The sequence below is a fragment of the Pseudomonas sp. NPDC078416 genome (genome assembly GCF_050268485.1).
In the GTDB taxonomy this organism is placed as follows: domain Bacteria; phylum Pseudomonadota; class Gammaproteobacteria; order Pseudomonadales; family Pseudomonadaceae; genus Aquipseudomonas.
In genome coordinates this window covers 1-14,483 of the sequence record NZ_JBNNGV010000023.1, presented here as the reverse complement: position 1 = coordinate 14,483, position 14,483 = coordinate 1, and the positions used below count along the sequence as shown (strand labels likewise).

Sequence of the window (14,483 nt, the reverse complement as noted above, 5' to 3'; positions counted from 1 at the left end):
CGAAGGGGGGTCAAGAGGCTGAAAAGCATCAGCCCCGTGGGAATCAGGATGTGTGGAAAGGGATGGACGACGCTAAAAGGCGGTGGGGCTTCGTCAAAGCCTGGGGATCAGGCCTGCGCTTGCATGCGCGACAGGCTGCTGACCGGCAGGGTGACCTTCTGCTCCCGCTGCAGCAGGTTGAGCAGAATCACCGCACGTTCATCACCGTCGGCCGCGAGGAAGATCGCTTCGACGTCGTTGAAGCCCTCGGCCGTGATCCGCACCGTTTCACCTTCTTGAAAGGCCACCCTGGCCGGCGGTGCCAGCAGACGCTGACGGATCTGCTCGATCAGCTCATCCTGCACCGGAACCGGCATGCCGCCGAAGGTGACGATGCGCGCCACGCCTCGGGTCGAGCGGATCGGGTACCAGTTGTCGCTGGCCTGATCCATGTGGATGAACAGATAGCCGGGGAACAGCTCTTCTTCGGCCGGTGCCCGTGAGCCGCGTTTTTTCTCGCCGTGCTTGACCGGGCGGTAGCACTCGAATTGCTGACGTTGCAGGTGCTCTGCGGCACGTGCTTCCTGGCGGGGTTTGGTCTGGATGAGATACCAGCGCGCGGAGCCACAGGCGCTATTGACGACTTCAGACATACACTTCACTCCACTGCGATCCGGTGAGACCCGGTCAGGACAACGTCAGGTTTTTGCGCCAGCCCGTGCATCATGCCCGGCCCCGCGCAGGGTGGATTCTTGTCCAGCCCGTATTCGGTCAACATCTGCTGCACCTGCTCGACGCAGTTGAACATCAGCACATCGATGATCGACAAGTTGGCGACGAAAGGTTGCCGGAACTGCCGATACACCACCGGGTTCATCCGGAAGAACCGCACCAGCAAACCGTTGCGGGCGAAGTGGTCACGGTCATAGATGACCGATCCGCCTTCCGGAGTAATGAACGTGGTGGCTTCAAACGTGTGAGCGATGCGGATGATGCGCTCCTGCTTGTCCGCAGCGCTACCCAGTATAAGGTCCGAGCTGCGCAGGATCGGCGTCACGATGTGTAGATAAGCACACATTTCACGGATTGCGTGTTCGGCATACAGCGCGATGTTCTGCTGCGGGAAACGGATCAACCGCTCCAGCAGCGGCATGACCTGCGCAAAGTACGGCGCCTCCCGGTAACTCTCGGCGAGCAGATCGATCAGCCGCAGCGCCTCATCGCTGAAGTGCTCGCACAGTTGGCGCTGATTGATCTGCAACTGAAAGCGGTCTTTCTTCAACGGGAAGGTGATCAGCTTCGCTTCGTCGTTGTGCAGGATGCGGTTGCGATTGACCCAGCCGGACCGCACATACTGCAGATCGTCTCCCAGGACGAACACGTCTGCGGCGGCAATGAGCTGAAAGTAACCCAGGTACGGAAACAGATAGGGCTGCATCACTGCAAGGGTCCTGGCCATGTGTATCTCCTTGGCGTGCGTGTCGATTTACTTGCGGACCGTGGTGTAGTCGTAACCGTACGCGGCGCAGTCGTAGTCGGCGGTCGACGCCTTGCGCAGGACACCGTTGAAGATCGCACCCTTGATCAGAATGCCGTTGTGCATCAGGCGGCGCTTGCACGCTTCGATTTCCTTGGCCGTGCTCAGGCCGAAGCGGGTCACCAGCAGGCAGGTGCCCGACTGACGGCCGACCAGGGTGGCATCGGTCACCGCCAGGATCGGCGGGGTGTCGATGATCACCAGGTCATACAGCGGCGACAGCTCGCTGATCATTTTGTTGAAGTTGTCGTGCATCAACAGCTCGGACGGGTTGGGCGCCGCGTAACCGCAGGAGATGAAGTCCAGGTTGCGCACTTCGGTGTGGTTGATGACTTCCTTGCTGCCCAGACGCGCGGCGAGGGTGTCCGACAAACCGTGCTTGGGCGTCAGGTTGAACATCTTGTGCAGGTAGCCTTTGCGCATGTCGGCGTCGATCAGCAACACGCGTTTGCCGGTCTGCGCAATGATCACCGCCAGGTTGCTGGAGACGAACGACTTGCCCACGCCCGGCGTCGGGCTGGAAATCATCAGCACGTTGTTGCGGGCTTCAAGCATGGCGAAGTGCAGGCTGGTGCGCAGGCTGCGCAACGCTTCGATCGCCAGTTCGGTCGGCGCGCTGACGCTGAGCAGGCGCGGTTCCTTGCTCGCCGAACGGCTTTGGGCGGCTTTCTCCATGCGTTCCTGCAGGCGCGAATACGGCAGCGACGCATACACCGGCATGCCCAGGTTTTCGATGACTTCCGGGTTGTCCACGCCGCGATAGAACGCCTGGCGCACAAACACGGTGGCAACGGCCAGCAGCAGACCGATCAGGGCGGCAACCAGCACGATGATCTTGCGCATCGGCTTGACCGGCTCTTCGACGTTGGCGTCGGCGTTGTCGATGATGCGTACGTTGCCGATGCTGCCGGCGCGCAGAATGTCCTGCTCCTGGCTCTTGTCCAGCAACAGGGTGTAGGTCTGCGAGGTGACCTGCATGTCGCGGTTCAGACGCAGCAACTCTTGTTGCGTGGCCGGCAGGGCTTCGATCTTCTTCAGCAGCGCGGCTTTCTGGGATTCAACCTGGCCGATCTGTGTCATCAGGGCGCGGTAGGTCGGATGCTCCGGGGTGTACAGACGCTCGACGTCGACGCGCTTCATTTTCAGGTCCGACAGGGTGCCTTCCAGCTTGACCACCTGATCCAGAACCGACTTGGTTTCAACGCTCAGGTCAACCGACTTGGCGCCCATCTGGAAGTTGTTCAGCGCGATTTCCGACTGTTCCAGCTGCTTGCGCACGGCGGGCAGTTGCGAACGCAGGAACTCCAGACGCTGGGCAGCTTCGGCCGAACTGCGCTCGACGTTCTGACGCACATACAGACGGCTGACTTCGTTGAGGATGCGCTTGGCCAGTGCCGGGTCGGGGTCCTGAATCGACAGATAGACGATCCCGGAATCCTTGCCCGCTTCCATGATTTTCAGACGGTCCTGATAATCCAGCGCGGTGGTCAGGGTGCGTTGACGCGCCACGGTGAACTCGGTGCCGGGACGGGCATTGAGCGCAGCCACCTGGATTTTGATGCCGCTGCCTTCGACGGTCTGACCCACCGGGCCGCTGAGCAGCTTGTTGCGGTCTTCGTCATACAGGGTGAAGGTGCCAGGCTTGCCTGCCACCATGGTCATCTTTTCGCCCAGCAGTGCGTCCGGCACCTCCAGCTGGAAGACGTCGAGTTTCTCGCCGCCCCAAGCGTAGCTGTTCAGTCCGAACATCGGATCGGCCAGCGCGCCTTCACGCTCCGGCTTGAACCGACGCGCCATGTAGCTGCCCAGCCCCGGGATGTATTTGGGCTTTTGCACGATGTACAGCTTGAGGTCATCAACGACCTTGCCCAGCACTGCGCGGGATTTGATCAGCTCGATCTCGGTGGTCGCCTGGGAAACCGACAGCGGCTTGCTGGAGACTTCGGTGCGGCCCTCGATGCCGACTTTGCGCGGCTCGATCTGAATCATCGCGTTGGCCTGGAAGATCGGCGTGGCCAGAATCGCGTAGGTGGCGCCGAGCAGGACGCAGATGCCGACAATCGACGCAATCAATCCTTTGTGATCGAAAAGTGTGCGCAAGATAGTCGCCAAATCGATCCGGGAGTCCTGGACCTCGTCCAGAGAAGTACGGTTCATAGCGGTCATTTATCTTGGATCTCCTGACTGAAGATAAGGAAGCCAGTCGTCGACACAACGCGAAAGCAGCTCGTAGGTCTGTTCAAAGGCTAGTTTCGGGCGCCGGTAGGGATCGGCTATTTCCAGCTCTTGTTGCCATTTGCCAATCAGAAACGTCTTGCCGCGTACCTCGGGGGCCAGCTTGAGGACGCTCTGGGTCTGACGATGCTCCATGACCAGAATCAGCTCTGCTTCGTGGAGCATCTGCCGATCGATCTGACGGCTTCGATGTTTGTGGGCGGGGACGCCGTTGACCTGCAGGACGGCCTGAGCCAGCGGATCGATGGTGGAACTGAGCATGGCGTGAATACCGGCCGACGAGATCTGGATGCGCGCGTTCGGCACGCGTTGTCGGAACATGGCTTCGGCCATGGGGCTGCGACAGATATTGCCGACGCAGACCACCAGTACGTTATTGAACATGACCTTTGCTGAGGCTCGTCATCAGTCTCTTGCTGATGTTGGTGCTGAAGTTCTGCCCGACCGCCAGGAGCGTCTGCATCTTGCGTTTCGGGGTGATCGCCGACAGCGAGTACTCGACCAGCTCCATCAGAAAATGCTCATACAGCTCCTGATTGCCGAGTCGGTTGTAGTAGTTGGCCAGCGCGCCGGAGGTCTGCAGCGCCATGTGCAGCTTGCGTTTGTTGGAGCGCATCGAAAACACGCCGCCCGGGTGCAAGCGGTACATGGCCGGCTTGACCTCGCCCATGAATTTGCCCTTGCCGTAGGCACCGAGCAGCGACCACCAGACCAGATCGTTGAGTGGCGCCGCCCGCAGCTCGGGCGGCAACGCATCGAACACGTTGCGGAACACCGTGGTCAGCGTCGACACCGGCCGCGCCTTCTGCAGCTCCAGCGCCGTGGCATCCCCGCGCAGCTTGCCTTGCAGCTGAATCGGGTACTGGCCGCTGATGTCGAAAGGGATCGCGTCGTGGTAGGTCAGCACGTAATCCGGGTTGTTCTCGAGGAAATCCACCTGAATCTGCAGCTTGCGCGGGTCAGTCCAGTAATCATCGCCTTCGCAGTAGGCGATGTAGCGGCCCCGGGCTTCGCCGAACAGACGCGGCACCGGCGGGTTGTTCTGCGAGTACTGATTGGTCTCGTGATAGAAGGGGCGGATCAGCGTCGGGAAGCGTTTGACGTAATCGGCAATGATGCGGGCGGTGCCGTCCGTGGAGGCATCGTCGTTCACCAGGATTTCGAAGGCGAACGTGGTTTGCTGCATCAGAAAGCCTTCCAGCGTCTGTGCGACGTAGGCTTCCTGGTTATAGGCTGGGCAGACGATGCTGACCAAGGGCGCGGCGGACGGCGAAGAGCTCGTCTTATTGCTAATAGCATCCATGGCTTGGGTACTCGCAGTTAAACACTGGGTTTGCTGAACAGAACGGAAATCTTCATCACCAGCGGTTTGTAGCTGGCGGCCACAATCAGCAGCGTGAGCAGGCCGCAGACGGCCAGACCCAGGAAGATGCTGAGGCGGTTTTCATTGGCGATCAGGCGCAGCAACGGCTCGGTGATCGCCAGGCCCACGCCGGTCATCACGCTGATGCGGATGATGTCGCGCAGCCATTGGCTGTGAATGCCCGGGGCCAGTCGTTGGTGGACGATGACCGGCCAGATGGCGAAGGACACCACCCGCAACACGAACCAGGCAATTGCCGCGCCGTAAGCGCCATAACCGCGAATCGCCAGAAACATCACCGGGACGGTGACCAGCGCCGAAACGATGCTGTACCAGACGTGCAGGTGCATGCGCCCATAGGCGTATTGCAGATAAAACTGGAACGCGCTGACCGCCATGATGGCGCTGCCCAGCGAGTACCACGGCAGAATCGTCCGGCTCCAGTCGGCGGCAGGGCGATCGCCCGACCAGGCAAACACCATTTCGTCGGCGTGCAGCGCGATCAGCGCCGCGAGGGGAAACAGGAACGTGCACACAAACCGGTTGGCCGCCAGATACAGCTGATGCATGTCATCCCGGCGCCCTTCGGCCATCAACACGGTGAGGCGCGGCAGTAACGTCTGCGCCAGCGGGTTGGAGAGCATCATGATCCCGGTGGTGATCAGCGCCACCAGCGAGAAATAACCGTATTCATCGAGCGGCAGAAGCTCGGAGAGCAGCACCTTGTCGATCTGGGTCAGCACGATCCACAGCACTGCGGTGCCGGACATGCTCGCCGCGAACGGGATGATCGGCTTGACCAGATCCCAGTCGAAACCGGTCAGCGGCGACGGCGTCGGCATTTGCTGATAGGCACGGGCCGCGAAGATCAACGCTTCTATCAAGCCCACCAGCGCCTGGAATTCGAAGAAGTGCACCGGGTCGTTGGAAATCGTGCTCACCAGCAGCAGGCCGCCGAAGTAGCGCAGCGTGGCGATGATCACGTTGGCGATGTTCAGCCATGCATGCTGTTCAAGGCCTTGAATCCCGCTTTTATAAAGCGTGGAAAACAAGCGCAGGGCGATGACGATGCCCATCAGCCCAATGCACTGCACCAGCGTCTCGGTGGACAATTGCTGAGCATTGAGCCAATGCACTGCAATCCATTCGCTGCCGGCGTACATCGCCACGCAGCAGAAACCCGCCAGTGGCAGGAAGATGATCTCGAATGAACGCAGCAGGCGACCGGTGTAGCGATCCAGTCCATCGCTGCCCTGGCGGTGCGCCACCGCCCTGACCAGACTCGGTGACAACCCTGCGTCCAGCAATTGCAGCCAGGCCTGCAGCACCGAGAAGAACCCGATCAGCCCGTATGCCTCGGCGCCCATGTGGCCGAGGTAGAACGGCATGATCAGGATCCCCACGAGCAGCGTGTAGGCCTGGCCTGCATAGCTCAACGCAGTGTTGCGTATGACTGAGCGCTTGGTTGGCATCGAAAGTCCTTCCGGCGAAACGGGGTGAATGGCGCGATGGTGTTACATGACCTGCGCGAGTGACGGCACACGGTACGGCGAGTGGGCGGCGCTGGTTTCGGCGATCACCGTGTTGATCACGCGGTCCTGATCGTCGCGCAGCAGGCCGGGGTAAATCGGCAGACACAGCACGCGCTCGCTCAATGAACGCGAAGCGGTTTGCGCCGCTTGCGGCTGCAGGTATTCAAGGGTGTCCAGCGACGGATAGAAGTAGCGGCGCGGGTTGATGCCGTTGGTGTTCAGCGCCGAACGCAAACGCAGCAGCTGTGGTTCGTCGCGCAAAGCGATCGGGTAGTAGCTGTGGTTGAGCTCGCTGTTGTTTTCCGGCCGCTGCAGGTCGACGTAGTCGCCCAGGCGGGTGGTGTAGCGGTCAGCAATTTCAGCGCGTTCCTGAAGAATGTTCTCGATGTCGTCGAGAATGCACAGGCCCATCGCGGCGGAGAATTCGTTGAGCTTGGCGTTGATGCCGATGCCGTCGATCTTGTCGACGTCGACGATGCCGAAGTTGCACAGCAGGTGAGCGCGGCGCGCCGTTTCGTCATCGTTGGTGATGATCGCGCCGCCTTCGATGGTGTGAAACAGCTTGGTGGCGTGGAAGCTCAGGGTGCTGACGTCGCCCCAGTTGAGCACCGACTGGCCGGCGTGACGCACGGCAAAGGCGTGGGCGCCGTCGTACACGACTTTCAGATTGCGCCGACGGGCGATTTCTTCGATGCGCTCAACGGCGCACGGGTTGCCGAAGACGTGGGTGCCGACAATGGCGGTGGTGTCGGAGACGATGCGGCTTTCGATGTGCTCGGGCGAAATGTTCCAGGTCTGCGCGTCGATGTCGGCGAAGATCGGGCGAATCCCTTCCCACTGCAGCGAACTGCTGGTGGCGACGAAGCTGAACGGCGTGGTCACTGCGCTGCCGCTCAAACCCAGCGCGCGGTAGGCGACTTGCAAGGCGAGGGTGCCGTTGTTGGTAAGGATGACGTGCTTGACGCCCAGATAATCTTTCAACCGCTGTTCGAGCTCGCACACCAGCGGCCCGTGGTTGGTCAGCCAGCCGCGCGCATAAATGCCCTCGACGTAGCCTTTGAACTTGTCGATATCGCCCAGGTAGGTCTTGGTGACGTTGATCATCGAATTCTCCATTTCAGATGCGAAGCTTTTAAAAGGCTTTCGGGGCAGTGATGCGGCGGCGCCTGTCTGGCGTCGGGCGGTCAACGCCAGGTTCGAGCGAAATCAGTTCGGGGTGGACGCCGGCGGCGGGCTGCCTGCCTTGCTGCTCATCCGCCGCGCGCGGCCCTGATTGATTTTCAGGATCAACCGGGTGGCGAGGCTGCCTGCATGGGGGTCGCCGAAGTGGAAGAGCGCGGTGGCGCGCTTCACGTCCGGCCGGCAGGCCTGGTTGGCGTGCAGGCTGCGATAACCCCAGAAGAAATAAACGCTGCCCGGCTCCAGGCGCAGCACATACGGCTTGAGCCAGTTGCGTTGCATGCCTTTGATGATCCAGCCGCGGGTGATCTTGTTCTGCAGCAGGGCTTTCTCGATCACGTTGAACACCACCCATGAGCGCACCCGGCGGATGTTCGGAAACAGCATCAGGTCGCCGCGTCCTTCGCCTTCGCTGGGGATGAACACCGGGATCAGCGCGGTCACCAGGCTGGCGTCGTAATGGAAGCTGTTGGATTCGCGCTTGCCCTGATTGCCCTGCACGCAGCGCAGCACCGGAAAGATGCGGTCGCTGGCGGCGTCACGGTGAGCCGCGTGCTTATAGAGGCGACCGAGCAGCGTTTTGAAACGCGGATCAGACCAGTAGCTCGCCAGCAGGCTTTCGCTCAGTGCCGCTTCGCCGTGGTAGGCAAAGTATTCGCCCTTGTGTTTGCGCGCCTGCTGGTCAGTCCACGCCCGCAACTGCTGCAGGTCCGCGTCAGGCACGGCCGCGTTCAGTTTTGCAAAGCCGTTGGTATCGATTTCGTCAGCCAGACGCTGAACCAGCTGCTCATCCATGTCGAAAGATAAAGGCATTGCATCAGGCCCTCGGAGAGAGTGAGGAGTGCAGGGCAGGGGGCGAATTGCGCTTCAGGCACGCTACCGCCCGAATCTGCAGATCCTGCCGTCGTACTACATAAGGTGTGCATTCAAACGGTGGCTTCATTCAGCATTGGCTGACTAAAGCGTTGGGCAAAGCTACCGCCCGACCGAGCACATTCAGTCATTCGAAAAAGCTTTCTTTGAACCAAAAACTGCCCACCGGCGCTGATTTCACACCGTTTGATTCTTTAACTTCCAGGGCAGTCGCAGGGTAATTAAGTCGGAATGCTCTCGGCGCGCAGCTCTAGGGCCGCACTGCAAAAACGGGAAAACATTGGACATGCCTATATATCGACGGAGGCGGACTTTCTGTCAAATTATTTCGCCATCATTCTGTTAAATTTTTGATAAGCGGATGATCAGAATGGCTAAGTCATTGATTTTAAAAGGAGTCAATAAAACATCGCCGCCCTCTTGTGGTGCGCGACGCTTTTTAGGCGCCCGCCACGACGCGCTCTTCGGCAACCAGAAATGACGAGGAAGACATTTTTCCAACGTCAGAACTTGGGCGCAGGGAGGGGGCAACGGTTTTATGGCGCTCGATTATTCAACGCGTCATTCAAACGTAATGACACGCAGCGGTAATTATTAGTCGAGTTTGAATGGGTCAATTAAGCAAGCATGGCAGTGTTGCACTTTTATAGATAAAACTGTGTTCGGTTATATATAAATCAGCGTGGCTAAGTAAGTGATCAGTCCGCAGATCCCATCGGTACGCAATGCATTTGCCCGAGCGCGCCGTTGCCGCGTCCTGGGTGGAGGCGGCGCTGCGGTTGCTCAGGCTTGATCGCTGCTCCATTATCCGGGTCTGCGATGCAAACAATTCGGGTCACCAGGAGATTCAATGAATACGCAGTCGAAAACCACTGGAGTGGCGATGCAACGCCTTGCGCAGGCGCGCGCCCTGATGAGCCGTGAAGGCATCGACGCCTGGCTGGTGCCGTCGGCCGACCCTCATCTCTCTGAATATCTGCCGGGTTACTGGCAAGGCCGGCAGTGGCTGTCCGGCTTCCACGGCTCCGTCGGCACCCTGATCATCACCCGGGACTTCGCTGGTCTGTGGGCCGACAGCCGTTATTGGGAGCAGGCGAGCAAGGAACTGGCAGGCAGCGGCATTGAGTTGGTCAAGTTGCAGCCGGGTCAGACGGGCCCGCTTGAATGGCTCGCCGACCAAGCCAAGACAGATTCCGTCGTCGCGGTGGATGGTGCGGTACTGGCCGTGGCGTCGTCGCGTACGCTGGCTGCCAATCTGTACGAAAAAGGCGCGCGGCTTCGTACCGACCTCGATCCATTAACGGAGCTGTGGGATGACCGTCCTGCGTTGCCGGCCCAGGCTATTTATGAGCACGCGGCGCCCCACGCCACCGAAACCCGCTCTGACAAGCTGAAAAGACTGCGCACGGTGATGGCCGAGCGCGGCGCGGACTGGCATTTCCTCGCCACGCTGGACGACATCGCCTGGCTGTTTAACCTGCGCGGCGCGGACGTCTCCTACAACCCGGTGTTCATCTCCTTCGCCCTGATCGGCCCGAACAGCATCAACCTGTTCGTCGCGTCAGAGAAGGTCGACGCCGCGTTGCGCAGCACTTTGGAGCAAGACGGCATTACCCTGCACGAGTACACGCGCATTGGCACCGCGTTGCGTAACGTGCCCAAAGATGCGCGGCTGCTGGTGGATCCGGCGCGGGTCACCTGTGGTCTGCTGGATTACCTCGACAGCGAAGTCACGCTGGTCGAAGGCCTCAACCCCACCACGCTGTTCAAATCTCAGAAAAGCGCCGCTGACACCGGGCATATCCGTCAGGCGATGGAGCAGGATGGCGCGGCGCTGTGCGAGTTCTTCGCTTGGCTGGATTCAGCGCTGGGCAAAGAGCCCGTCAGCGAACTGACCATCGACGAAAAACTCAGCGCAGCGCGGGCCCGTCGGCCGGGCTACGTGTCCCAGAGTTTCGCCACCATCGCCGGCTTCAACGGCAACGGGGCCATGCCTCACTACCGCGCCACCGAAGAAGAGCACGCGCAAATCGAAGGTGATGGCCTGCTGCTGATCGACTCCGGCGGTCAGTACCTGGGCGGTACGACGGATATCACCCGGATGGTGCCCGTCGGCACTCCGACGGTTGAGCAGAAGCGCGACTGCACGCGCGTTCTAAAGGGCGTGATCGCGCTGTCCCGGGCGCATTTTCCCCGAGGTATTCTTTCGCCATTGCTTGACTCGATCGCTCGCGCGCCGATCTGGGCCGAGGGCGTTAACTACGGTCACGGCACCGGTCACGGCGTCGGTTACTTTCTCAACGTGCACGAAGGTCCGCAGGTGATTGCCTATCAGGCTGCCGCCACGCCGCAGACCGCGATGCAGCCGGGGATGATCACGTCGATCGAGCCCGGCACGTATCGGCCGGGGCAGTGGGGTGTGCGCATTGAAAACCTGGTGATCAATCAGGAAGCGGGCAAGACCGAGTTTGGCGAGTTTCTCAAGTTCGAGACCCTCACGCTGTGTCCGATAGACACGCGCTGCCTTGAAATCGGCCTGCTGACGCAAGATGAGCGTGAATGGCTGAACGAATACCACGCTCAGGTCAGGCAGCGCCTCAGTCCACTCGTGGAGGGCGCCGCGTTGGCCTGGTTGGAAGGTCGGACAGCGGCAGTTTGACCCGGAATGCTACCGCCCTTTTTGGCGGTGGCATTACTGGCGGGTTATCGGGTTAGCGCTTCCCGGACGAAATCGAGTCGGTCCTGACCGAAATAGAGCTCGTCGTCGACGAACATGCTCGGGGCCCCAAACACGCCTCGTGCAACGGCTTCTTCGGTATTGATTTTCAGCTGGTCCTTGACGCTGGGGTTGCTGACCCAGCCAAGGATTTCTGCCGGATCAAAACCAGCCCTCATAAGCGCATCTGACAACGCCTCAGGATCGTTCAGGTCCCGCGCGTCTACCCACATCGCCCTGAAAGTGATTTCCAGCAATTCAATGAACCGTTGTGGCTGGAGCATCTGTGCCGCAGTTAACACGCGCATCAGGCTCAGCGTGTTGATCGGGAAGTGGGGGTTGAAGGTGAGTGGGACTTGGTAGCGCTTGGCGAACCGTGCCAGATCCTTGATGGAGTAACGCGCTTTTGCAGGCACGTCGTTGGGCGATGCATTGCCTGTCGCTTTTAACACCGCGCCCAGCAAGATCGGGCGGTAGATCAACGTCGCTGACGTCTCATCACAGATCTTTCGCAATTGGATGTAGGCCAGGTAACTGGTCGGGCTGCCCACATCGAAGTAAAACTCCACGCTTCGGCTCATCGTTGCATTCCTTCTTCTTATATAGGTAAGGGCACGTCCCAAGTGATTCGCAGACGCCCGGGTCTACCAGCGTTCGTTCCAGGGGCGCAGGTCCAGCTCGAACGTCCATGCGTCCCGGGGCTGGCTGTGCAGGTACCAGTAATTCTCTGCGATGTGTTCAGGGTCGAGGATGCCGTCCTCATCCTTCAGTGCGTAGCGTTCGGGAAACTGAGTGCGGATGAAGTCAGTGTCGATCGCGCCGTCTACCACCACGTGAGCCACATGAATGTTCATCGGCCCCAGTTCACGCGCCATGCTTTGCGCCAGTGCCCGTAGCCCGTGCTTGGCGCCGGCGAAGGCCGCAAAATGGGCAGCGCCGCGCAGGCCTGCAGTCGCCCCGGTGAACAGAAGGGTTCCGCGTTTGCGTTTGGCCATTCGCAGCGCAACCTCCCGGGCATTCAGGAATCCGGAGAAGCACGCCATTTCCCAGATCTTGAAATACTTGCGCGTCGTCTCTTCAAGAATGCTGCACGGCACATTGGCGCCGATATTGAAAACGAACGCCTCGATAGGGCCGATCTCGTTCTCGATCTGCTCAACCAGCGCTACCACGTCGTCTTCCTTGCGTGCATCCGAGGCGAATCCGTGGGCTTCGCCGCCGCTCTGCCGAATCGAGTCCACCAGAGGCTGAAGCTTGTCGGCGCTCCTGCGAGTGACGCACGCCACGTAACCCTCCCGGGCGAAGCGTTTGGCAATCGCGCCTCCCGTTGCGTCGCCTGCACCTATAACCAGAACGACTTTCTTGTTATTCGAGGTAACGGTCATCGCGATTCCTTTATTAAACGATCGTTTACTTAACGGACGTTATGCTAGGGTCGCGAAGGCGTCAAGGCACTCATTCAAGTAAAAAGGGGGAACAATGCGCTATTCGGCCGACCATAAAGAGCAAACTCGGCGCGCCCTGCTGGACAGCAGTGCCTCTCTGGTTAAGGAGAAGGGCTTCGCGCCGATGGGAGTGGACGGTCTGATGAAAGCCGTAGGCCTTACCGGCGGGGCTTTCTATAGCCACTTCTCTTCGAAGGATGATTTGTTTCAGGCAATCGTCGAGCGCGAGTTGAGCCGCAGCCTGGCGTTACTCGGTGGCGATGAAAAACTGACCAGGGACAGAATCAAGCAGTGCCTGCGGCATTACCTGACACTGTCGCACGTCCAAAACCCGTCTGGTGGATGTGTCATTCCTGCACTGGGCGCCGAGATTTCCCGCGCAGAAGGACCCGCCCGTCTGCGTGCCGAACACTGTTTGTGCGAATTACATAAGGTATGGGCTGAAGTGCTTGGGGACGAAGATCTGGCTTGGGCAGCCATCGCTCAGTGCGTCGGCGCACTGACGATTGCGCGAATGATGGCGAGTCCCGAGCTGCAGCAACGGGTGGTGAACGCCAGCCATGACCTGCTGTGTCAGCAGGTGGATGCGCTGTAGGCATCTGACTAGGGGTTAGTCGGCTTCTTGCAGATGATGATCATGCTGCGGCTGGTGTAGCCCGCCGGATTGAGACCGAGCGGATAGCCCCCTGTGTCTTCGGTGCCGTCACCGGATTTGGCGATCACACGGTACTGCTTCGACACGCAGGAGTTGGTCGCCATGTCATAGCACTGCTCCCAAGAGGACGACAGGCCCGAGCAGTTGATGTGAATACCGCGTTTACCCATGACTGGTTTAGACGTCGCTGCGCATCCAGCGACAGCCAATGCTGCCAGTGTCATCAAAAAGTACTTCATTCATATCCTTACCTGACCGGCACGTTGCGGTCAGTGACTATCCAGAATTCGCATGCTGCCGCCGACGATCGGGTCCTTGTGGAGCAAGGGCACCCTGTCAAGGCGTACGGGCTAAACATCGCTCAATAGTGAGACAAATGCCAGTGACATCGTGTATCACGCCGATGGCTGCGCTGCTTCTCGTTGCTCCGAGCCCTGCGGGGACTGGTCCACGAGGGCTTGCCCTCCTTATAAGAACCTATGGATGGAGGTCTGTTAAGTAGCAAAGGCGCCAAATAGCAGTGCTCGGTAGTTAAGTTGAAATAAGTGCTTGACGCCCCTCCGGATGTGTCTATAATTCGCCCCACTTCCGGCGCAGACGAAAAGGAAAACTCCTTGGTAATCAAAGAGTTGGACGAAGTAAGTAGCGAGGGATGCTTAGGTTCAGATGCTTGAATCGACAGCGGTGAAAAAGGCAGTTGACAGCAGGTTGTAACGCTGTAGAATTCGCCTCCCGCTGACGTGAGACGCTAAGTCGAACGAAGCGCAAGTGGTTGAAGTTGATAAGGAAACTTTGAAAACTTCTTAAAATAACCGCTTGACAGAAACAAGAGACGCTGTAGAATGCGCGCCTCGGTTGAGACGAAAGATCTTAGCCACCCGCTCTTTAACAACTGAATCAAGCAATTCGTGTGGGTGCTTGTGCTGTAAGACTGAAGTCGCAAGATTATCAGCATCGCAAGTTACTCCA

At 59.4% G+C, this 14,483-nt stretch carries 13 protein-coding genes; 2 read left to right on the top strand and 11 right to left on the bottom strand.

The annotated features are described in order from the left end of the window. Positions 1-107: 107 nt before the first annotated feature. The 8 genes from rfaH to ACQKEN_RS18620 form a co-directional block, all read right to left on the bottom strand. A complete protein-coding gene (gene rfaH, locus ACQKEN_RS18655; RefSeq protein ID WP_074892431.1) occupies positions 108-632 on the bottom strand; it encodes a transcription/translation regulatory transformer protein RfaH in 525 nt (174 codons plus the stop codon). A gap of 5 nt (positions 633-637) precedes the next feature. After that, positions 638-1,438, bottom strand: a complete 801-nt coding sequence (locus tag ACQKEN_RS18650; protein ID WP_427687765.1) for a WbqC family protein — start codon at positions 1,436-1,438, stop codon at positions 638-640. A 27-nt stretch (positions 1,439-1,465) separates the two neighbouring features. Beyond that, complete coding sequence (locus ACQKEN_RS18645) at positions 1,466-3,682, bottom strand: polysaccharide biosynthesis tyrosine autokinase (protein ID WP_427687763.1); 2,217 nt, start codon at positions 3,680-3,682, stop codon at positions 1,466-1,468. Next, positions 3,683-4,135 carry a low molecular weight protein-tyrosine-phosphatase gene (locus tag ACQKEN_RS18640; protein ID WP_427687761.1) on the bottom strand — a complete coding sequence of 151 codons (453 nt, stop codon included), beginning with the start codon at positions 4,133-4,135 and terminating at the stop codon, positions 3,683-3,685. It lies immediately after the preceding gene. Beyond that, positions 4,125-5,054, bottom strand: coding sequence for a glycosyltransferase family 2 protein (locus ACQKEN_RS18635; protein ID WP_427687759.1), 930 nt, complete (start codon positions 5,052-5,054; stop codon positions 4,125-4,127). Before ACQKEN_RS18635 ends, ACQKEN_RS18640 begins: the two co-directional genes overlap by 11 nt. Positions 5,055-5,071: 17 nt before the next feature. Further along, positions 5,072-6,586 carry a lipopolysaccharide biosynthesis protein gene (locus tag ACQKEN_RS18630; protein ID WP_427687757.1) on the bottom strand — a complete coding sequence of 505 codons (1,515 nt, stop codon included), beginning with the start codon at positions 6,584-6,586 and terminating at the stop codon, positions 5,072-5,074. A gap of 42 nt (positions 6,587-6,628) precedes the next feature. Further along, entirely contained in the window at positions 6,629-7,750 is a 1,122-nt protein-coding gene (locus ACQKEN_RS18625; protein ID WP_427687755.1) for a DegT/DnrJ/EryC1/StrS family aminotransferase, read from the bottom strand. Positions 7,751-7,852: 102 nt separating this feature from the next. Further along, complete coding sequence (locus tag ACQKEN_RS18620) at positions 7,853-8,638, bottom strand: hypothetical protein (protein ID WP_427687753.1); 786 nt, start codon at positions 8,636-8,638, stop codon at positions 7,853-7,855. A 910-nt stretch (positions 8,639-9,548) separates the two neighbouring features. Between ACQKEN_RS18620 and ACQKEN_RS18615 the strand changes: the two genes are divergently transcribed. Then, positions 9,549-11,357 carry an aminopeptidase P family protein gene (locus tag ACQKEN_RS18615; protein ID WP_427687751.1) on the top strand — a complete coding sequence of 603 codons (1,809 nt, stop codon included), beginning with the start codon at positions 9,549-9,551 and terminating at the stop codon, positions 11,355-11,357. Between the two features lie 44 nt (positions 11,358-11,401). On the opposite strand, the gene ACQKEN_RS18610 is transcribed toward ACQKEN_RS18615, so the two are convergent. Both ACQKEN_RS18610 and ACQKEN_RS18605 read right to left on the bottom strand, forming a co-directional pair. After that, entirely contained in the window at positions 11,402-11,995 is a 594-nt protein-coding gene (locus ACQKEN_RS18610; protein WP_427687749.1) for a 2-hydroxychromene-2-carboxylate isomerase, read from the bottom strand. Between the two features lie 63 nt (positions 11,996-12,058). Further along, positions 12,059-12,799, bottom strand: a complete 741-nt coding sequence (locus ACQKEN_RS18605; protein ID WP_427687747.1) for an SDR family oxidoreductase — start codon at positions 12,797-12,799, stop codon at positions 12,059-12,061. Positions 12,800-12,893: 94 nt separating this feature from the next. On the opposite strand from ACQKEN_RS18605, the gene ACQKEN_RS18600 reads away from it, so the two are divergent. Then, positions 12,894-13,454, top strand: a complete 561-nt coding sequence (locus tag ACQKEN_RS18600) for a TetR/AcrR family transcriptional regulator (protein ID WP_427687745.1) — start codon at positions 12,894-12,896, stop codon at positions 13,452-13,454. A gap of 8 nt (positions 13,455-13,462) precedes the next feature. Here the strand turns inward: ACQKEN_RS18600 and ACQKEN_RS18595 are convergent, their stop codons facing one another. Continuing rightward, complete coding sequence (locus ACQKEN_RS18595) at positions 13,463-13,753, bottom strand: hypothetical protein (protein WP_427687743.1); 291 nt, start codon at positions 13,751-13,753, stop codon at positions 13,463-13,465. Positions 13,754-14,483 lie beyond the last annotated feature (730 nt).